Origin of the sequence: Bacillus sp. FJAT-27445 (genome assembly GCF_001510665.1) — a bacterium.
In the GTDB taxonomy this organism is placed as follows: Bacteria; Bacillota; Bacilli; order Bacillales; family Cytobacillaceae; genus Bacillus_D.
Window position 1 is genome coordinate 432,147 of sequence record NZ_LMTI01000001.1, and the last position, 20,946, is coordinate 453,092.

Consider the following 20,946-nt stretch of genomic DNA (forward strand, 5'->3'; position numbering starts at 1 on the left):
CATTGGATACGTCCCCTGCTTCACTGCTTCACTGTTTCAAGAAAATAATTCCAAGTTAATAGTTGAACACTGTTGCTCATTTAGTGTAAAATTACACTAAACTATTATAAGGGGTTGAGCTCTTTTGCGCAGGGTTGGTTTTCTTATTATCTGTTATTATGTGTTAGTGCCTTTCGCTGTTTCGATTGCTGCTGGCTTTTTATCCATTTCAACAGGAGAAGCAGGGGGAATTGCAGGTGCTGCTATTTTTCTAGCTGCCGGTGTACTTGGAGGCTATTTCTTTGCCAAATACGAAAGAGGGTCCATGTCCATCGAAAAAAGATATTTTCCTATTTTTCTTCCGTTATTTCTAACCGTTTTTATTGCAGCTGTGCTAATGGTGTTTACAAAGGGCAATTTCGGAAGCGACATGTGGGCAGTTTTCGTGTTCCTATTCTTCCCCTTCCTGCCCAATAGCTTTTTAAGCGTTTTGAACGGGCAATTCCTATTGGTCTTCATCGGGCCATTTGCCTATTTCTCTGCCTTCCTGGCAAGCTACATATTCATGAATAAACAGAACAAAGTTTCTCGCACGTCCATGCTGGCTGGCCTGATTTCAGTCGCGGTTTGCCTGGCCGTTTCTGGGACAGTCCTTTGGCAAAGAAGCCAAACGGTCTTGCCATCGTATGGTTTTAAATATGAAAACGGCTATTCTAGCGTAGATTTAGAACCTTACTATGTGACGAACAATTCGAATATTTTGCCAGTCTTAAGCGAACCGGCAACGATTACAATTGAAGATACAGATGAAATGCCAGTGCTTGACGGTGCCGAAGCGGCTTATCCTGTCTATGCGGCCTTTGCAAATGCGGTGTATAAAGACATTGGCACTCAGAATTATTTTTCCGAAAAGTCAGAGGAAATTGTAAGTTTTACAAATACAATTTATGCATTCGAACGGCTCTTATCCGGCGAGGTGGATATCTTTTTCGGCGCCCAGCCTTCAGAGGAACAGAAGAGGATGGCAGAATCACAAGGTAAGGAACTGGTTCTTACTCCGATTGGCAAGGAGGCTTTTGTCTTTTTTGTCAACAGCAAAAATCCAGTCGATTCCCTTACAGTTGATCAAATAAAAGGGATTTATTCTGGAGAGGTAACAAACTGGCGAGAAGCAGGCGGTGGAGATGATCGGATCAGGGCTTTCCAAAGGCCGGAGGGGTCAGGCTCGCAAACGATCATGCAGCTAATTATGAAAGACACGCCTCTTATGGATCCTCTGCGGGAAGAAGTGAGCGGAATGGGGGAAATCATGGAGGAAGTGGCCAACTATCGAAATTATAAAAATTCACTTGGGTTTTCATTCCGCTTTTTTACAACGGGGATGAACCCGAACAAAGATATAAAGCTACTTGCTGTTAACGGAATCGAGCCCACACCTGAACACATTAAATCAAACAAGTATCCGTACGTCGTTAATCTTTATGCCATTTCCCTAAAGGAAAACGATAAAAAGGCAGTTGGCCCTTTCCTTGAATGGATGAAGGGTCCTCAGGGCCAGGAACTTGTTGGCAGAGTTGGTTATATACCGCTGTAAACTATGAGGAGGGCATATGTCCCTCTTTATTATTTTTTAAAAAAATTAATAAAAGATATGGTCAGTTTTTCCAAATATGGTACTATAAAATGAGACTTTAGTCACAAAATTGTCACCAAAAAAGGATGCAGGGGGAATGGAAAATGGACGCATTAAGTGGAATTAGTCTAGGTTTATTGCTGCCGATTTTGTTTATTCAGTTGATTTTGCTTGTAGTGGCAGTCGTTGATTTGATTCGGATTGAAAAGACGAACGGTCCAAAATGGGCCTGGGCACTGGTAATTTTGATTATCAGTTTTTTCGGCCCAATTATTTACTTTATTTTCGGAAGGAGAAATGATTAATGCCCCTCGTACAAATAAACGGTCTTAAAAAAAGCTTCAAAGGAAACGAAGTCATCAAGGGGCTGGACTTTGTTCTTAAAAAAGGAAAATGCACTGCTCTGCTTGGACCGAATGGAGCAGGGAAAACGACAACCTTAAAAATGCTTTCCGGGTTGATGGCGCCTTCAAACGGATCAATTGTTTTTCCTGATGTACAAAGAGGCGAGGACCTTAGGAAGTTTATCGGCTATTTGCCGCAGTTCCCCGTTTACTACAATTGGATGAGCGGATCTGAGTTTCTGGAATATGCCGGACGGCTGGCCGGACTTTCAAAAAAAGAAGCAAAGGAAAGGTCGGATGAGCTCTTAACAATGGTCGGAATTGCCGATGCTAAAAAGCGTCAGGTCGGCAAATATTCAGGCGGGATGAAACAAAGGCTCGGGATTGCCCAGGCGCTGATCCACCGTCCAAAACTCATTATGCTCGATGAGCCGGTATCTGCGCTTGACCCATTTGGGAGAAGGGAAGTTCTTGAGCTGCTTGAAAAACTAAAAAATGAAACGACCGTCCTTTTCTCAACGCACATTTTAAATGATGCCGAGGAAGTGTGTGATGAAATCCTTTTCCTGCATAATGGCGAAATTGTTGAATCGGGGACGATGGATGAATTGCGTGACCGCCATAGGCAATCAAAGGTTGAACTTCAATTCAGAGGTCCAGCTAAGGAGTACAAGGGAGCCTTCGCTGCCGCGCAGTATGTTCAAGGCATAGAAGTTGCTAACGGACTGATGAAGGTTTTCGTTTCGGACCTCGAGCAGGGAACAAAGGGTATCCTTAAAATCGCTGCTGAGGGAGAGTATCCAATAACGAAGATTGAATCAAGCAGGATGACCCTTGAAGATATTTTTATGAAGGTGGTGGCGAAATGAGCCAATTTCATACCCTTCTGCAAAAAGAAATTCTTGAAATGTGGCGGAACTTCAAATGGATTTGGGTCCCGATTGTATTTATTATCCTAGGCGTGCAGGAGCCATTGACAACCTATTACCTTCCCCAGATTATTGACTCGGTTGGAGGGCTTCCAGAAGGAGCGGTAATTGAAATACCCACACCGTCCCCGGCGGAGGTGCTGGTCGGTGGCTTGGGGCAGTACAATACTATGGGATTCATTATTATTATTCTGTTATGTTCGAGTCTCGTGGCTGGTGAGGTAAAGAGCGGCACTGCCGCAATGATACTTGTTAAGCCGGTTAAACATGGATACTACATAGCGGCCAAGTGGGCCGGAGCCCTTTTGCTCGTTTGGTCTTCATTCTTTATCGGTTTTCTAGTAACTTGGTATTATACTGGGCTCCTTTTTGATTGGGTCCCATTTGACGCATTCCTTGGCTCATTTTTTATCGAAGGTTTATGGTTATCATTCATCGTAACGATTACAGTATTTTTCAGCTCAATCTACATCGTTCCTGGAGCGGCGGGATTTTCAGCAGCCGCGGTAGCCATCATCCTCACGCTCGCAAGCGGTTCGCTCTCCCATCTCCTAGAGTGGAGCCCGGGATTGCTGCCTTCATATGCTTCAAGCTATCTTGTTGAGGAAAGCCTGAAACGGGATGGGGTTATCGCAATTGCAATTACAGCTGTTCTGTTTTTCATCCTGATTTTTGTGGCTATAAGGATTTTCAAGAAAAAGGAGCTTGCAATCTAACCTATTTTAATAATTTTAGTAAAATGCCGCCTTTTATACTGGGCGGCATTTTTTATATTAAAAATTGTACTAGTATAGCAACTGTTGTTGGAAAAAACAAAGATTGGGGAAGAAACTTGCAGTTTAGTTGTCGGAAAGTGAGGGTAACGTAAACTACTTCTTAGGGTGGAATGTCCGCCTATTTCTCCTAATTTAAAATGGGCCCTCACAACCATGATAAAGGTTGAAATGAGATGTATATTCGCTTGAAAAAGGATTACTTTGTTCTGCTCTGTCACATAATCTCCATTTGTCAGAATGTTTTGAATGAAAGGAGTGAAAGGATTATGAGTGGTAGAAATCCTTGATAAATATGGGTTTTTAGAAAAAATGAATCAGTTTTTTATAAAAGTAGGAGAAGGTAGTTTTAATGTTTTTGTAATGCTGAGGGTTCTTTTTTTAATTTGATAGCAACAAGTGTGCAATCTAAACTAAAAGTACATAATTTTTGTTATTATGTCGCAACTTAAATGGGGCGGTTCCTGCGCGGTGCGGTGCCATGGAAAGGATGTTTTAACCCCACAATAGGCTCTTTAAGCTTTTTCAATCGTTTCATCCGTTTTCATTCATTAATTTAATCTTTTTACAACAAGGAGAAGATCATGAAGAAATTTAGCAGAATTCTATCCATGCTTGCAGCTTTCCTGTTCGTAGTCGTTTCCGTAACCCAGGTGTTCGCGGCTGAGCAAGTAGCTGAACTCAAAACTCCTACAGGCTTTTATGCCATTGTAGTCATTATTCCGCTTATCGTTATCCTTGCGCTTCTGTTCATGAAAGTGGACATGATCGCGGCAGGTTTCGTCGGCGGCGTACTCGCCATGCTGATTGGCGGTGTCGGTCTTGCACAGGCAAACGACCAGTTTTTGAAAACAATCCCGGGCATGCTTTCCATCACCGTTCCAATTATTAACTCCGCAATCGCCATGGCCGTTTTCAAATCAGGCGGTTATACAGCGGCGCTTACCCTGGTACGCCGTGGGATCAAAGGCAAAGTTGAATACTTCGCGGCATTTATCGTAATCCTTCAAGCAGCTGCAACCTACATGTCCGGTATCGGGGGCGGTTCCGCAATGGTTATCGCTCCGCTTGCATTCGCGGCTGTTGGCGCGATTCCTGAATTGATCGCGGCTATGTCCATCGCGGCGGCTGTATCGTTCACTACCTCTCCAGCATCTTTGGAGTCTGGTATCGTGTCGAAACTATCCGGTATCTCGGTTGCACAATACGTTGATGAAATGCGTATTTTCTGGATTGGATTTACAATCCTTGCAGTCATCCTTGGATTCTATGGAGCCAAAAAACGTAAAGTTATTTTCAAAGGTGAAGAAGCACCTGAATTTGCTGGCTTGACTACAGGCCAAATTTTTAAAGTAACAATTCCTGTTATCTTCTTGCTTGGCGCGGTTATTTTTGGCCCATTCATTAACACAGGCATCGGCTTCCCATTGTTCACGCCTTTGTTGTACACTGTGGTCACACTGATCCTGATTTTCCTTTGCACGAAATTCAATCTTAATGAATCGATTAACGCAATGGTCGATGGTTCGACTTACATCCTTACAAGATTGTTAGCGGTAGGTATCTTCCTTACCTTTATCAATATTATTGGCGACACTGGCGCATTCCAGGTTATCGCTGGCATCGCCGAAAAAGCACCGGCAACGCTTGTCGTTCCTGCCGCTGTTCTTGCGGGTATCCTTGTAGGTATCCCTGCAGGGGCATATGTTGGCTCAATTCTAGGACTGGTTTTGCCAGTCGCCGTTTCCTTGAACTTCTCACCAGTCGAACTTGGTTTCGTAGCGATGGGCGTAGGTCTTGGAAGTCAGCTAAGCTTTGTTAACATCACAATGCAGGCATTGTCTTCCGGATTCCAAATCCCGATCATTGAGGTTGTTAAAGGGAACGCAAGATGGGTTGGCTTGGCAATGGCACTATTGTTAGTCCTTTCATTCTTCATGGGCTAAAAGTAAATTCTGGAGGTAGTATGATGGATATTTTGTTCAAGCAAGTAAGGCTTAAAGATGGCGAAGAGCTGAAAGACGTTGCCATCAAAGGCGGAAAAATCGAAGCAATTGAAAAAGAACTGAATGTTGAAGCTGCAAGGGTAATCGAAGGCAACGGAAAAGTATTAATTCCCGGCCTTGTAGAAAGCCATATCCACTTGGACAAAGCGTTGATTGCCGACAGGCTTCCGAATAAATCAGGTACTTTGCAGGAAGCTCTTAAAGTAACTGCCCAGCTGAAGCCTACTTTCTCAAAAGAAGATATTGTCGACCGGGCTGAGCGTACCCTTCAAATGCTGATCAAGCATGGTACGACCCACATCCGTACACATTCCGAGTTCGATCCTTCCCAAGGCTTTACAGGTTTCGAAACTGTCATGGAGCTGAAGGAAAAGTACAAAGGCATCGTTGATATCCAAGTCGTTGCATTCCCGCAAGAAGGGATCTTGAAAGCGCCTGGAACGGAAAAAATGATGTACGAAGCAATGGATATGGGCGCGGACGTCGTCGGCGGAATCCCTTACAACGATACTCCATGGGATAAACATATTGACCTCGTATTTGAAATCGCGAAGAAATATGACAAGCCAATCGATTTCCATCAGGACTTCAAAGACACTGCTGAAGGAATGAACATCGAATACGTTTGTGAAAAAACAATTAAAGAAGGCTACCAGGGACGCGTTTCCGTTGGCCACTTGACTGCACTAGGCGCGCTTCCAAAGGATCGCCTGCAGCCAATCATTGAAAAAATGGCTGAAGCGCAAATCAGCGTCATGAGCTTGCCGGCTACCGACCTTCACCTTGGCGGAAGGCATGACGAATACAATGTACGCCGCGCTTTGACACCAATCCGCACACTTCGCGACGGCGGCGTCAACATGTGTATTGCGACAAACAACATCCGAAACGCCTTTACTCCATACGGAACTGGTGATGTGATGCTGACTGCAATGCTCGCAATCCCTGCCGGACACCTTGGCGGAGCAGATGACCTGCCAACTGTATTGCCGATGATCACAACAAACCCTGCAAAAGCAATGCAGGTTTCCGGTTACGGCATCGCAGTAGGCAACAACGCGGACGTTGTTCTTTTAGACACTGAATCCGTAACCAACGCAATCATCGACATGCCTGCCAAGCTTTTCGTAGTAAAGAGCGGCAAAGTAACTGTTGAAACAAAAAAATCTGTTGAGCTTTTCTTCTAAAGTGAAGTTTTGAATGCGAAAAGACGGCGTAATGCCGTCTTTTTTTGCGTTGTAGGGTGGTTGGGCAGCCCTGAAACAGTGAAGTTTGATGTTATCGAGTCACTATTTGGGGATTTCGCACGCTTATTTGAATATATCGCCCACCTTTTGGGATTTATTGGGTTCTCTTTTTGGACGTGTTCACATTATTTTTGAGATATCGCCCACTTTTTCGAATATATCCCCCACTTTTTCAGTTTTATCGCCCACTTTTTTAGTTATATCGAAAATTTCATGGCAGATAACGAAAACTGTCACTTTTTAGACACAAACGGGGGGAGCCCAGGGCTGTGAAACAACATGTGAAACAAGAAAATTTGGGGAGTGACTAGGCACTGTTCGCTTTTTAAAAGGTGAAAAGGTGGTCAATTGCCTTTAAAAAGATTTATAATAATAAGATAATTCGATTGATGGAGATGTGATAAATGGTAAATTCCAACCGGCTGTGGGAAAGGCTGCAGCAGCTTAGTAAAATTGGGGCAACGGGAAACGGAGGCGTAACCCGGCTTTCTTTTACTAATGAAGAGCGGAAGGCAAAGGATTTGGTTGCTGGATTTATGAAAGAGGCGGGCCTTTCGGTAAGGGAGGACGAAGCCGGCAACTTGATTGGCCGGATGGAAGGCACAATTGCTGGGGCGCCTGTGGTAATGACTGGTTCGCATATCGATTCCGTGTTTGACGGCGGGAATTTCGACGGGCCGCTTGGCGTGCTAGCGGCAATCGAGGCGCTGCAGACAATGGACGAGGAAGGAGTTTCCGTCGAGCATCCGATTGAGGTTGTCGCGTTCACGGATGAGGAAGGGGCGCGCTTCAGCTTCGGGATGCTTGGCAGCCGTGCGATTGCGGGACTGATTACCGGGGAAGAATTGATGAACCGGGACAAGAATGGCGTGCCGATAGCCGAGGCAATGAAAGCAATGGGTCTCGATCCCAAGGAAATAGCCAAGGCCGCCCGGAAAAAAGAAGAGGTCAAATCTTACATTGAACTACATATTGAGCAGGGAAAGGTTCTTGAAAAGGAGAATCTTCCTGTCGGAGTGGTTTCCGGCATTGCCGGGCCGCTTTGGATGAAGTTTACGGTGGAGGGCGAGGCCGGGCATGCCGGCAATACGCCAATGGGCATCCGCCGCGATGCAATGACAGCAGCGGCACGGATGATTTTGATGATCGAGCAGGAGGCGTACAAAACTGGTTCGTCAGTCGGCACGGTCGGCCAGCTCAATCTTTTCCCAGGCGGAATTAACATCATACCAGGCAGGGTTGAATTTTCGCTAGATCTAAGGGATATTAATGAGGAAACCCGGGATGAAATTGAAAGGGCAATTTTAAAAGAAGCGGGAAGGATTGCGGAGGAACAGGGGGTCAAACTCTCTGTCGAAGACCTGCAGCGGATTCCGCCCGCACCTTGCGATGGAGAAATCCAGCAAGCGGTCCGGGAGTCAATAGCAGAAGCTGGTTTGCAAACAACGATACTGCCGAGCGGCGCCGGCCATGATGGGATGCAATTTACTGGTTTATGGCCGATTGGCATGATTTTCGTCCGCTCGAAAAACGGCATCAGCCACGACCCTGCGGAATGGACCTCCCAGGAAGATTGCGCCGCTGGAGCGGAAGTGCTATACAGGACTCTTTTAAAACTGGCTAACTAATCGAAGGAGATGGAGAATATGGAGACAAGTGCAACGTTAAATTTGAATGGGCTTGCAGAACAGATTTCAGCTCAAGTTGTCGAGTGGAGAAGGCATCTTCACAGCAACCCGGAATTGTCCTTTGAAGAAGAAATGACAGCACAATTTGTTTATGACACACTTGCTGGATTTGGCGGTCTCGAATTGTCCAGGCCGACAAAAACGAGCGTTATGGCCAGGCTTATTGGCGAGCAGCCTGGAAAGGTACTGGCTATCCGCGCCGATATGGACGCATTGCCGATCACCGAGGAAAATGAATTCGAGTTCAAATCGCAAAATCCCGGAGTCATGCACGCATGCGGGCACGACGGACATACCGCGATGCTGCTCGGCACTGCGAAAGTGCTGTCCGACATGAAGGATCAGATTAAAGGGGAAGTCCGCTTTTTGTTCCAGCATGCCGAGGAATTGTTCCCTGGCGGCGCTGAGGAAATGGTTTCGGCTGGTGTAATGGATGGCGTCGACCTCGTTATCGGCACCCACCTTTGGGCATCGCTTGACGTTGGAAAAATCGGCGTCGTGTACGGCCCAATGATGGCCGCGCCGGATACATTCTGGATTACAGTAAAAGGAAAAGGCGGCCACGCGGCGCTACCGCACCAAACAATCGATTCAATTGCGATTGCCGCACAGGTTGTCACAAACCTTCAGCACGTCGTCTCGAGGAATACCGACCCGCTTGACAATCTTGTTCTATCCGTCACTCAGTTCATTGGGGGAACGACGCATAATGTCATCCCAGGGTCCGTCCAGATGTGCGGAACAGTCCGCAGCTTTGATCCGAAATTGCGCGAAACCATGCCTGCCGTGATGGAACGGGTCATCAAAGGAATTACCGAAGCCCATGCCGCAACGTATGACTTCAAATACGAATTCGGCTACCGCCCGGTCATCAATGATGCCGAGGTCACCCAGGTTATTGAAGAAACGGTACGCGAAGTATTCGGCGAAGAAGCACTTGACCTGATGCGCCCGAACATGGGCGGCGAGGATTTCTCCGCATTCCAGCAAAAAGCCCCTGGCGCGTTTTTCTATGTAGGAGCCGGAAACAAAGACAAAGGAATCGTCTACCCGCATCACCATGCACGTTTCACCATTGATGAGGATGCACTGGAACTCGGCGTCAAAACGTTCCTGCATGCCACTTTTAAGTTTTTGGGGTAAAACATCTGGGGCGTGTAGGAGCGAATCAGTTAATTGTTTGAGAGTCTTTTTTTTAAAAAAACTCGTCACGTACAGGTTCAGCCTCAGGAAAAAGTCGCTTGCGCCGACCGTGGCAACAAGAAACCGTATGGGGATTGTAGTCCCTTTACGGTTTTTCTAATTTTATTGAGCGGGATCCAAAAGAGGGATTAGTGGGCACTGAAAAGAAATAAAAGATTATTAAGAGAACTAATTACTCTTTTTGAAAGAAAATGTTCATTTTAATAATGGAGGTGTATGTATGTTTTCAGTGGATAGCTATTTAAATTCAATTAAAGCAAACCTAGATAGACAAACTGATCTGTTAGTAGGAAATTTGAAAAATATTTTTACCAGTACTTTTTCTTCTAAAATAGATTTATTGGATTTCTCTGCATTTATTGAGCCTACAAGGTTTGAACTAACTATAAGATTGTTTTCAATGGATAAGGAAGCCAACGAAGTTTTTTATGAAGGTGATGATTCAATGGTTTTTGCTGGGAGCAAGGAAGTGCTTGCAGAAGTGGAATATTTTCACCTTAACGACAGACGGGTGGATGATTTTTTTGAGTTTTACGAGCAATATGAGGAGACGTTAAATCCACTAGAACAAAAAGTATTTACTGATTGGTTTCACCAATGCTGGGAAAAAGCGAGTGGAGATGTATTAAAATTACCGGCATATTTTGTTTTCCACGATGATGTAAAATCATATGACTTAAAAACCAATCTTTGGATTGATGATGATGAAAAATGGTCTTAAATTTTGTGGAATGCCATTATTCTAAGATTTTTAATGTTGAGCAATGTTAGGATGGGATATTTCTTTTAAGTAAAGCATGCTTAAGAGTTGGAGTTATGAGGAACCGGAGGTAGTTATCTCTTTGGGGTTCTTTAAAATAAGATAACAGCCTAGAGGTGTTTACAAGGTCGTCCATTAAAGATGAGGTATACGCCCTGCAGCTGCTCCACGGGTATTCCTCCGTCTTTATGGCAATGCCCGCCCTAATAGGATTTAAGTGTATGTATCTGCTTAGATCCAGTTCGTAACTTTTGGTGCCAACGTGGAAAGCGGAATAGCGCCTGTCGAAAACATGGCCTGTATAATTATATTTCTCATTAAAATAATTTGCGTAAACCGAATTGATGTATTGCATGATTTGTGGAGGGGAGCAAGTGCTCATTTCAAGCTGAAGATGTACGTGGTTTGGCATTAGACAGTACGAATGGACAACAAAGTTGAAGCGTTTCTTTGCTAGTATTAAAAGGAAAAGATACATTTCTCGGTCTTTGTCGTCATGAAAGAGTAACGACCTTCGGATTCCCCTAGTGGTGATGTGATACATACCACCCTGAATCCAGTTGCGGTTTTTACGTGCCAAGCTGATCACTCCTCGTAAAATAAAAATACTGAAGATAGAGTTTTTGATAAAGTGGGTTGAATGGGGAAATTGTGTGGCGAGTAGCTACTGAAGTCTCTCATATCATATCCTAGTATAAGAATAAAGTGCAAAATATAGAAGATGAGAGCAAACCCGCGAATTAATTAACTAGTGAATTTCGGGGTTTCATCTCCCTTCACTAGTGATTTACCCAGTGAATGCGCCTTTCGTGGACTAGTGAATTCTCACTACGTTTGTTTTGGAAAGTAGTCGGTGTCAGACACCTACTAGTGAATTTACCGTTTTGGCATCGGTTCACTAGTGATTTACCCAGTGAAGGCACCTCGCGGACTAGTGATTTATCACTACGTTTGTTTTGAAAAGTAGTCGGTGTCAGACGCCTACTAGTGAATTTACCGTTTTGGCATCGGTTCACTAGTGATTTACCAAGCATTATTACCCCGCACGCAGTAACCACCTGGTTGCAGCCCCAACCTCCAGGCGAGATTGTTGCATTCAAATTCCTGCAGTGGCAATATGTTAGATGCAAGCAAGAGTTTGCCGGTAATCGGAAAACCAGTTAGGAGGAATAAAACATGACTGCGAAACATTTACAGGATACTGTGACATTACATAACGGCGTGAAGATGCCTTGGTTTGGGCTTGGTGTTTATAAGGTGCAGGAGGGGGGAGAGGTTGTCCAGGCTGTGAAAGCGGCGATTAAAAACGGCTATCGCAGCATTGATACAGCTGCTGTCTACAAGAACGAAGAAGGTGTCGGCAAAGCGATAAAAGAAGCCCTCGACGAAAACGGACTCAGCAGGGAGGAACTTTTCATCACCTCGAAGGTTTGGAACTCGGACCAAGGATATGAATCCACACTTGAGGCATATGAAACGAGCCTAAAAAAACTCAACCTTGATTACCTGGACCTATACCTTATCCACTGGCCGGTGCAGGAGAAATACAAAGAAACATGGCGCGCGCTGGAAACCCTATATAAGGATGGCCGTGTCAAGGCGATTGGCGTCAGCAATTTCCACATCCACCATTTGGAGGACGTTTTGAAAGACGCCGAAATCAAGCCGATGGTCAACCAGATTGAATATCATCCCCAATTGGCCCAGCGTGACCTTCGCGCATTTTGCCGTGAACAAGGCATTCAGCTTGAAGCATGGTCGCCGCTTGCCCATGGGAAGCTTCTCGACAATGAAACACTGAAAGACATCGCAGGTAAATACAACAAATCGGTCGCCCAGATTATTTTGCGCTGGGATTTACAAAACGAAGTGGTCACCATACCTAAATCGATTAAGGAACACCGGATCATTGAAAATGCTTCGATTTTCGATTTTGAACTTTCACAAGAAGATATGGAAAAAATCAATGGCCTGAATGCGGATCGCCGAGTCGGTCCGGATCCGGACAACTTTAATTTTTAAAAGAAAAGGCGGCTTACCTATTTTAGGGAAGCCGTCTTTCGTTAATATGTTAAGTAAATGATACAAGAATTTTTCACTCGAAATAACTCGTGTTTTAAAAAAAGCCTGTTTTCTAAAAGATTGTTGGTTTAGAAAATAATTATAGTAGGAAAATTCTTTAATTAATGGTATTCTTTATACCTCTGAAAGGAGAGCTCATAATTGAATAAAAACAAACTAAATATGATTATAGCAATAGTCGTAAGCATCACGATTATAACAATTGGCGGCGTAATCTTTAATCAAATTGCAAAGAATCATCAAGCAAATGAACTTATCATAAATAAATGCTTTGAAAACTTTGATAAAGAAGGAACAGTGGTGATAAAGAAGGATGGTTTTTGGTCGCCAGTTACTTGTGAAAAAAAATAGCATATATCACAGTGTTGATTACTTCGGATTAAACACGCCCTGTTCCTTTTTCCACATACTTGAACGCCTCCTTAAATCCAATTATCTCAACTTTTAATAGCATGGTTAAGAAGGCAACAAAAAAATAGGCGGCTTCCATCGGTATTGGATAACCGCCTACTCCTCAAATAAAAACTTCAATTTCCCATCAACCCAATGCCCAAACCGATACGCCGCCACCGGTGACAGGGAAGGTCGCCCAGCCATCTTCTTCGATATACACTTTATCCTCGCGGTTGCCGGTGATGTCCTTCCAGGTTTGGCCAGCCCGTTCTTCACCAACGAACATCCGCTTTTCACCATGGTCGCCGTTTGAGATGACAACCGCGCATCCAGAATTTTCGTGTTCTGGCAAGCCTCGGCGTACCCAGCCAATCGTATTCGGATGGTCAAAATAGTCGATCTGCTCGCCATACGCCAGTTTTTTCCTCGCATAAAGCAGCGGGTCAAGGGCGGCTTTCTTCCCCTTGGCAGGCTCTGGTCCGTTAATTCCGAAATAGTCGCCAAAAAAGACGCAAGGGTAGCCAGCTCCACGTAACAAAATCAATGCATAGGCGCTTTGCTTGAACCAGTCATCGACCCAGGATTCAAGCGATTCATGCGGCTGGGAGTCATGGTTGTCGACAAAGGTGACCGCGTTTCGCCTATGTGACTGGACCAGCGTGTCATCAAAAATAGTAGTCAAATCGAAATCCCTGCCTGCTTTGGAAGCATGATGCAGCTTGTAGTGGAGGGGAACATCGAACAAAGCGATATTAAAATCGACAATATCTAAATAGGCCCGGCATTTATCGAGATCGGACTTCCAGAACTCGCCGACAAAAAAGAATTCTTCGCCGCGGTGGTCCATCATCGTATGTACGAACTCATTGATGAATTTATGGTTAATATGCTTGATGGCATCTAGGCGATAGCCATCGCAGTTCGTTGTGTCGGCAAGCCATTTGCCCCAGCTGATCATCTCGTCCTTCACATCGGGATGGTCGTAGTCATAATTCGCAAACATGAGGTAGTCATAATTGCCGAACTCGTCATCAACATGGTCACTCCACGATTTATGTTCACCGAGAATTCGGAAAACCCCATTTTTCCCGGTCCGTACATCATGATCGGTGCCGTTAAAATGATTGTAGTTCCATTTGAACGGGGAATACGTATCGCCGCGGCCGGCAAAATTGAATTTTGTCCAGGCTTCGATTTCAAAAGGCTTTGAAATATCTTCCGTCCGGTCCATTTCGTCTACCTGGACCACCTTGAATGTTTCCGTTTCGTCCGCACCCGCTTTATGGTTCATTACTACATCCAGATAGACTTGGATACCATTTTCATGGCATGCCTGGATGGCCTCTTGCAGTTCGTCCTTCGTCCCGTATTTTGTCCGCACGCTGTTTTTTTGTTCAAATTCACCGAGGTCGTACAGGTCATACGGAGCATAGCCAACATCATCCGGTGAAATAGCCTTGGTGACCGGGGGTAGCCAAAGGGAATCAATCCCAATTCGTTTAAGCTCGGGGGCCAGCTCCTTCAGTCGGTTCCAGTGGTTTCCATCAGCAGTTAAATGCCATTCAAAAAACTGCATCATCGTTTTGTTTTCAACCATTCAACCTATCCTTTCTGAAAAAAAGTGCCGCCATTCTGGCTGAATATACATTTACCCTCTTGAGCGCTCACTTAATCACAAAGCAAATGACTTAGAGAATGTTTGTGTTGCTGCAATAAAGGGTTTTAGTAAATTGAGGTTAAAAAACAATGGATTTGATACATAAGGAGGATGTTCATGGAAAGAGAAGTAGAATTGGTCATTGATGCGAAAGCAACCCTTGGCGAAGGCCCCTGCTGGGATCAAAAGGCGGGAGTTTTGTATTGGGTCGACATTGAAGGCGAGAAGGTTCATATTTATAATCCCGCAAGCGGGGAGGACAGAGAACTAAACATTGGCCAGATGGTGGGCGCGATAGTCCCGAGGAAAAAAGGAGGGGCGGTTGTCGCTCTTGAATCAGGCTTCCACTTTTTGAACCTGGAAACAGGAGGTATGGAGCCGATTGGTGATCCGGAAGCTGAAATCGAATCAAACCGGTTTAACGATGGAAAATGCGACCCATCAGGACGTTTCTGGGCTGGTACGATGTCTCTAAATGGCGAGGAAGAACAGGGTGCGCTTTACTGTCTCGAAACGGACCTTTCTTTTAAAAAGAAGCTTGGTGGTCTCGGTATTTCAAACGGGCTCGCCTGGTCCCCGAACAAAAAGCATTTGTATTTCATCGATACGCCAACCGGGAAGGTCGTCCGCTATAACTACGAGCTGGAGACAGGCGAAATTACCGAGCCAAAAGATGTCGTTGCAATGCCGGAGGGGGAAGGGCATCCGGACGGAATGACCATCGACAAGGAAGGGTGTCTTTGGATTGCGCATTGGGGCGGAGGAAGGGTAAGCCGGTGGAATCCGGCTAGTGGTGAAAAGATGGAGGAAATCCAAGTGCCTGCCGTAAATGTAACTTCTTGTGCCTTTGGAGGAACAGACCTTAATGAATTGTACATTACAACTGCCCGTAACGGCATGAATGACGAAGAACTGGAACTTTACCCTCATGCGGGTGGTGTTTTCAAAGTCAAACCCGGGGTCAAAGGGATGCCGGCATATGAATTTAGCGGTTAACTGGCTAATCAGCTTTTGATAAAACTGGCTGCTTGACTGAATCATTCTCCTCTTTTGTTTAGATTTGCTTTATTGAGGTAAAGGAATAATAAAAGCCAAATCCAAAAAGGAGAAATGTCTATGCCTGCATGGGTTCTTGGTACACTTGGCGGAGTTTTACTCTTATTCATCATAATCGAAGAGGCTGGACAATACATTTGGAAGCGGTATGTGGAGGAAGAACCGGTAAAGACGCGACGAAGCCGAATCCGATCTCCGTGGAAGGAAAAATCAGCTGTTTTGCTTCAAAGGATCGTCTCCCTAGGGGCTATGGCGGTTGGAAAATTCCAAAGACAGCCTGTATGGAAGAAGGTAGCGTTTTTTGCAAAAAGGAGCTCTCGTTCCGTTTCCCTGGGAATAAGGCCTATGGTCAATAAGGCAACTGCTTTCTGTAAGGGAGTTGTTTTGCGTGGACAAGCCATTTTTGGAAAAGCAAAGATATCAGAAAGATTTTCAAAGATGAAAGCATTGTGTAAAAGATTCATTGGCATTATGGAAGCGGGTTTGAAGAACATCATTCTCCTTTTGGCGAGAGCAGTAAAGCTGTGTATAGCCGGAGCGGCCTCAATTTTACGAAAATATCGGAAGAGCTCCTCGCATTCTTAAAATGTCCTGAATAAAGAATACAAAATGACGTATGAAATTGCATACGTCATTTTCTTTTTCAGCTATAAAACGCTTTAGTATTCATGGTCTTAAAAAACAAAATGGGCATTTATCCATTCATCCTTAAAAATGGACACATACAATGAAGCGTACAAATAAAATTTGAGGAGAGAAAGCGATGGAAAATATGCCATTTGCAGGACCAAATATAGCCCCGAATCAATCATTTATGGGCGCGAACATGGGACCGAATCAGCCGTTTATGGGCGCGAACATGGGGCCGAATCAACCATTCCCTGGCCCAAATGTTATGCCGATGCCCAATATGCCCATGGTAAGCCCACAAATGTACCCGCAGCATTATCCAATTTATAACCCATGCTGCATGCCTATCCATAATCCATGCTGCTATCCAATGTATGACCCATGTTGTTTCCCAGTCTTTAATCCTTGTTGCTAACCGGCTTAATTAATCCACCGGAGATTAAATCTACGGTGGATTATTCATTAGGTTGATTTTAACCTATATACAATTTTGAGCCGATTTCTGAAATAATGAGATTTGAGTGAAGCTGATCGGATGTTTCACGTAGTCTATTAACCTTGAATTGACTTAAATATTGAAAATTCACCTGAGTAATGAAAGACATTAAATAGGCCGACTGGCTAAAATTTCTCTTCCTTTTTGTGTTTAAAAAATCAATGATTAATTTTCCATTTACTATGCCGATTCCATGTGCAAAGTAGAGATCGTGGTCCAATACAATCCCGTTTTCACCTTGCCAGTGTGGAGTGGAAGGATCGAAGTCAGGATTTTTAAAATAAACACAATCTCCCGGTAAAAATTCTGTCCCATCGTAAATGCGAAGATTTAGATCCTCGTCATACTTCCAATCGAATAGGATAAGCCCAGAAAAAAGGCGGTTAAACGCAGCTTTTTCAATCGATTCGAAAACAGCCTTATAAAAAATAATCACCATGGCTGTAGCACATTCAAAAGCATACAATTTTCCGTTAATAAAGATATCCTTAATGGCAGTTTGCGGTAAAACATTTTCTTTGAGGACAAAGGCGCCTTTTTCAGTCAGCCTCCAGTATTTTTCATTGCATCTGGAGGTGGTAAAGGTCGCGAAATCAGCCCCGCTTTTATTCAACAAAACCGCAGCACGGACAATTTGAAGCCTCATCATCAGTTCAAATTCAAGCTCTCCGATGGTCCCATATTCATAGACCTTATTGGATTTCGCCATCAACTTCATAATTTTAAGTTTTTGTTTTGATGGTATCTCTGTGTAGAGTTGGTCAAGATCTATTAGTTTCTGATGTATTTTAATCACTTCAATCCTCTCTTCCGAAAACATACTTTTTTATTTGGATAGTTACTAATATGTGAATTTTACCGGGGAGATGTCGAAATGAATGAAAATAATCGGTGAGATCAGGCAAGGGAACTGAAAGCAATAAAAAAAGAAGGGATTTTTTAAAATCCCTTCCTGAACGAGAATGGCTTGCCAATTTTACCTATTCTTCAATTCCTGAACCTTATCAGCGAGCCTGCCAAGCCCGTCAAGCATAGCGGAGACACCGTTATCGAGGACTTCCTTCCATTTCGGTGCTTCTTCTTTAATCGTTTCGGCGGCTTTGCCGACTTCTTTCCTAAGCTTCTCGGTTTGGGCCAAGAGTTCCTCTTTCGAAATGAAAGACTCGGGTTCCTCGCCTGCGGTTGCAATACCAAACGAATCTTCCTTTAAGAAAGGTTTTGCCTCCTGCATGATGGCCCTGAAAATAGGAGTTGCTCCCTGGGATGATGTTGTTGTCAAGTAATGCTCCCGGTCGGTCCTGTCGTAACCGAGCCAAATCGCTCCGGCGACTTCAGGCGTATAGCCTGCGAACCATTGATCCTTGGTCCCATTGATATCCTCATAAGGAAGCTGGGTTGAACCTGTTTTACCGGCAATATCAAGCCCGGGGACCCTGGCAGCTCTTCCAGTGCCATTTTCCACAACGCCAAGCAGCATGGAGGTAATCTCCCTTGCAACGCGCTTAGATGTAGCTTTTTCGGTTTTCCCCTTATGGCTTGCGATTTCATTGCCAGTCGGGCCGACGATTCTGACGATAAAATGCGGATCATGCCGCTTGCCTTCGTTTGCAAATGCGGAATACGCAGATGCAAGCTGAAGAGGGGAGATGCCATTGTGCATCCCGCCGAGAGCCAGGGCAAGATTCCGGTCTTCCTTCTGGATTGGAATTCCGAATCGTTCCGCGGCATCCGCGCCTTTGCTAACACCGATTTCATTCAAAAGCCAAACAGTCGGCACGTTGATGGATTGCTCTGCTGCCTTATACATCGGTACTTTGCCGGCATATCTTTTCGTTGCGTTTTGCGGTTTGTACTCACCGAATGACGTTGGTTCGTCAAGGAGCTCGGATTCCGGTGTATATCCTTCTTCGAGGGCCGGGGTATAGACTGCTATTGGCTTCATCGTTGAACCAGGCTGAGCTTTCAGCTGGGTGGCCCGGTTGAAGCCCCGAAAAACATACTCGCCCCGCCCGCCGATTACAGCCATTACCCCGCCTGTTTGCGGTGAAATGAGAACCGATCCGCTTTGAACAATTTCGCCTCCACGGCCGCGAGGGAAGAGCCAATCGCGCTGGTAAACCTTCTCCATTGCGGTCTGAAGGTCCGGATTCAGTTCAGTATAAATCCGGTAGCCTCTTGTTAAAATTTCATCCTGCGTCAGGCCGTAGGTTTTAATTGCTTCATTTATAACTGCGTCGATATAGTACGGGTATTTACGCTTAATTTTTGTCCCCTGGCCATCACTTAATGCGATTTCTTGTTTAATGGCCAGTTTGTATTCCTCTTCGGAAATTTTGTTCAGCTCGCGCATTTTTCCAAGGACAACATTTCTGCGCTTGAGTGCCTGGTCATAATGGTTGAACGGGTCATAGGCAGATGGGGCCTTAAGAAGTCCGGCTAGCATTGCGGCCTCGCTAATTGTAACGTCCTTTAAGTTCTTGTTGAAATACCGCTGCGATGCGGAGCCAATTCCCCATGCCCCGCTGCCAAAGTAGACCTGGTTCAGATACATTTCAAGGATTTCGTCCTTTTTATACGTATCCTCTAGCTTTGCGGCAAGGAACAGTTCCTCAGCTTTCCGCCTGTACGTTTGTTCAGGGGAAAGGAGCGCGTTTTTTGCCAGCTGCTGGGTAATGGTGCTGCCTCCCCCGGTAATCCTTCCGGCAAACAGGTTGCCAAAAAACGCACGGGCAATCCCTCTTATATCAAAACCGTTATGCTCGTAAAACCGTTCGTCCTCAATAGAAACGACTGCATTTTTCACAACGTCAGGCATATCCTCAACCTTGGTCCCGCCCATTCGGTTGGCAGTCACTTCAGCCGCCTTGATGCCATCCCTGTCATAAATAACTGTCGACTGGCTGAGCCCTTCTTTGAGGGATTCCACATTGGCACGGCTCGCAAGCCAGGCAAAGAAAAGAATGGTCAGCAAAAATACAACCAATGCAATCAGCAGGATAATTTGCGTTAAATGCCGCTTTTTCCAAAAACGGCGTACTTTTTCCCAGTGAGGGTTCAATCTTTCCATAAGAAATCTACCTTCAATCGATTTAGCTTATAGCAGAAGAATACCAAAAGAGCGGATAAAGTCAAAATGAATATGTACCAATCGAGGGGGATTTAGGCAGTTTGAGCAGTAAGAGAGGTTCGCTGGGATGACAGAAATGTAGGTTTCGTGGAACGACAGCAATTAAAACTGTAGTTAGGCTCAATATTTAAAAAGAATAGCAAAAATTAACCGATTTGCAGCGTTTTTTACCCCAATATGCACATTTACACCGTTTTTTTGGGGTTACAGAGGGACGGACGAGTAAGGTACGGCAATTATAATTTGTAAGTGGTGTTTTTTCGGTGGGCGGCGGATGGGCAGCCAGGTACTTTTTTAGATTTATCCGTAACTTTTGCGAATATATCCGTAACTTTTAATCGGATATCCAGGAATTTTAATTTTTATCCAGGATTTTCACACGGATATCCAGAACTGTCAAATTTCGGACGCGATTTACACCACTAAAACGGTACAAAGCGTTTGGAGGGAGAGACAGATTTAAGCAGTTAACTATATATCGCCCACTTTTTAACGAATATCGAAAATTTTAGGTGGGATATCGAAAATTTTTTAGATATATCGAAAATTTCAAGGTGGATATCGAAAACTGTCAAATTTCGGACACAATTCACACCCACTAAAAAATCACCCTCATGCGAGAAAGAGGGCCACACAAAAAAACAGCACCCTCACGTGAAAAAGAGGTTGCACATAAAAAAACAGCACCCTTCATTTAAAAGGGTGCTGCCTGTACGTTTCTCCTGCCAGCCATCACCAGCGGTGCGCTTTCGCGTTGCTCCTCAGAATGATGTCTGTCTGTGACATTTTCGTTTGGCCGTTCAGCTGGGATTTGGTATGCTTACGGCTTTGAAAGGCTTGGTGAAAAAGACCTGAACGCGGATCGAGATAATCCTTGTAGCTCATTTTATCACCTCTATGCAGGATTTGGTGAAACGCTGGCATCACAAAGGTGCCATTCTTA

The 20,946-nt window shown here is 44.7% G+C and carries 18 protein-coding genes; 13 read left to right on the forward strand and 5 right to left on the reverse strand.

What is annotated here, in order from left to right:
* Positions 1-124: 124 nt before the first annotated feature.
* The 9 genes from AR337_RS02110 to AR337_RS02150 all read left to right on the forward strand — a co-directional run bounded on the left by AR337_RS02110 (position 125) and on the right by AR337_RS02150 (position 10,523).
* Entirely contained in the window at positions 125-1,573 is a 1,449-nt protein-coding gene (locus tag AR337_RS02110) for a PstS family phosphate ABC transporter substrate-binding protein (protein ID WP_059170351.1), read from the forward strand.
* Between the two features lie 143 nt (positions 1,574-1,716).
* Positions 1,717-1,917, forward strand: a complete 201-nt coding sequence (locus AR337_RS02115; RefSeq protein WP_059170352.1) for a PLD nuclease N-terminal domain-containing protein — start codon at positions 1,717-1,719, stop codon at positions 1,915-1,917.
* Positions 1,917-2,825, forward strand: a complete 909-nt coding sequence (locus AR337_RS02120; protein WP_059170353.1) for an ABC transporter ATP-binding protein — start codon at positions 1,917-1,919, stop codon at positions 2,823-2,825. Before AR337_RS02115 ends, AR337_RS02120 begins: the two co-directional genes overlap by 1 nt.
* Positions 2,822-3,601: an ABC transporter permease gene (locus tag AR337_RS02125; protein WP_059170354.1), complete on the forward strand. Its 780-nt coding sequence runs from the start codon at positions 2,822-2,824 to the stop codon at positions 3,599-3,601. Before AR337_RS02120 ends, AR337_RS02125 begins: the two co-directional genes overlap by 4 nt.
* Positions 3,602-4,242: 641 nt before the next feature.
* On the forward strand, positions 4,243-5,604 hold the full coding sequence (locus tag AR337_RS02130) for a hypothetical protein (RefSeq protein ID WP_059170355.1): 1,362 nt from the start codon (positions 4,243-4,245) through the stop codon (positions 5,602-5,604).
* 23 nt (positions 5,605-5,627) lie between these two features.
* A complete protein-coding gene (locus AR337_RS02135) occupies positions 5,628-6,851 on the forward strand; it encodes an amidohydrolase family protein (RefSeq protein ID WP_059170356.1) in 1,224 nt (407 codons plus the stop codon).
* Between the two features lie 464 nt (positions 6,852-7,315).
* On the forward strand, positions 7,316-8,539 hold the full coding sequence (locus AR337_RS02140) for a Zn-dependent hydrolase (RefSeq protein ID WP_059170357.1): 1,224 nt from the start codon (positions 7,316-7,318) through the stop codon (positions 8,537-8,539).
* 18 nt (positions 8,540-8,557) lie between these two features.
* Positions 8,558-9,742 carry a M20 family metallopeptidase gene (locus tag AR337_RS02145; RefSeq protein WP_156424279.1) on the forward strand — a complete coding sequence of 395 codons (1,185 nt, stop codon included), beginning with the start codon at positions 8,558-8,560 and terminating at the stop codon, positions 9,740-9,742.
* A gap of 280 nt (positions 9,743-10,022) precedes the next feature.
* Positions 10,023-10,523, forward strand: a complete 501-nt coding sequence (locus tag AR337_RS02150) for a hypothetical protein (RefSeq protein WP_059170359.1) — start codon at positions 10,023-10,025, stop codon at positions 10,521-10,523.
* A 46-nt stretch (positions 10,524-10,569) separates the two neighbouring features.
* On the opposite strand, the gene AR337_RS02155 is transcribed toward AR337_RS02150, so the two are convergent.
* A complete protein-coding gene (locus tag AR337_RS02155) occupies positions 10,570-11,142 on the reverse strand; it encodes a transposase (protein WP_059170360.1) in 573 nt (190 codons plus the stop codon).
* A 596-nt stretch (positions 11,143-11,738) separates the two neighbouring features.
* Here AR337_RS02155 and AR337_RS02160 point away from each other — a divergent pair.
* Together AR337_RS02160 and AR337_RS02165 are read left to right on the forward strand one after the other, a co-directional pair.
* Positions 11,739-12,584 carry an aldo/keto reductase gene (locus tag AR337_RS02160; protein WP_059170361.1) on the forward strand — a complete coding sequence of 282 codons (846 nt, stop codon included), beginning with the start codon at positions 11,739-11,741 and terminating at the stop codon, positions 12,582-12,584.
* Positions 12,585-12,785: 201 nt separating this feature from the next.
* Entirely contained in the window at positions 12,786-12,995 is a 210-nt protein-coding gene (locus AR337_RS02165) for a hypothetical protein (protein ID WP_059170362.1), read from the forward strand.
* Between the two features lie 187 nt (positions 12,996-13,182).
* Here AR337_RS02165 and AR337_RS02170 read toward each other — a convergent pair whose 3' ends face one another.
* On the reverse strand, positions 13,183-14,634 hold the full coding sequence (locus AR337_RS02170) for an alpha-amylase (protein ID WP_059170363.1): 1,452 nt from the start codon (positions 14,632-14,634) through the stop codon (positions 13,183-13,185).
* Between the two features lie 177 nt (positions 14,635-14,811).
* On the opposite strand from AR337_RS02170, the gene AR337_RS02175 reads away from it, so the two are divergent.
* Positions 14,812-15,690: an SMP-30/gluconolactonase/LRE family protein gene (locus AR337_RS02175; RefSeq protein ID WP_059170364.1), complete on the forward strand. Its 879-nt coding sequence runs from the start codon at positions 14,812-14,814 to the stop codon at positions 15,688-15,690.
* Positions 15,691-15,810: 120 nt separating this feature from the next.
* The gene (locus tag AR337_RS02180) at positions 15,811-16,335 is read left to right on the forward strand and encodes a hypothetical protein (protein ID WP_059170365.1); all 525 of its coding nucleotides are present in this window, start codon (positions 15,811-15,813) and stop codon (positions 16,333-16,335) included.
* Positions 16,336-16,853: 518 nt separating this feature from the next.
* Here AR337_RS02180 and AR337_RS02185 read toward each other — a convergent pair.
* The 3 genes from AR337_RS02185 to AR337_RS22555 form a co-directional block, all read right to left on the reverse strand.
* The gene (locus tag AR337_RS02185; protein ID WP_059170366.1) at positions 16,854-17,672 is read right to left on the reverse strand and encodes a protein-glutamine gamma-glutamyltransferase; all 819 of its coding nucleotides are present in this window, start codon (positions 17,670-17,672) and stop codon (positions 16,854-16,856) included.
* A gap of 180 nt (positions 17,673-17,852) precedes the next feature.
* Complete coding sequence (locus tag AR337_RS02190; RefSeq protein WP_059170367.1) at positions 17,853-19,943, reverse strand: transglycosylase domain-containing protein; 2,091 nt, start codon at positions 19,941-19,943, stop codon at positions 17,853-17,855.
* A gap of 792 nt (positions 19,944-20,735) precedes the next feature.
* Entirely contained in the window at positions 20,736-20,888 is a 153-nt protein-coding gene (locus AR337_RS22555) for a YpzG family protein (protein ID WP_082306864.1), read from the reverse strand.
* Between the last annotated feature and the right edge of the window lie 58 nt (positions 20,889-20,946).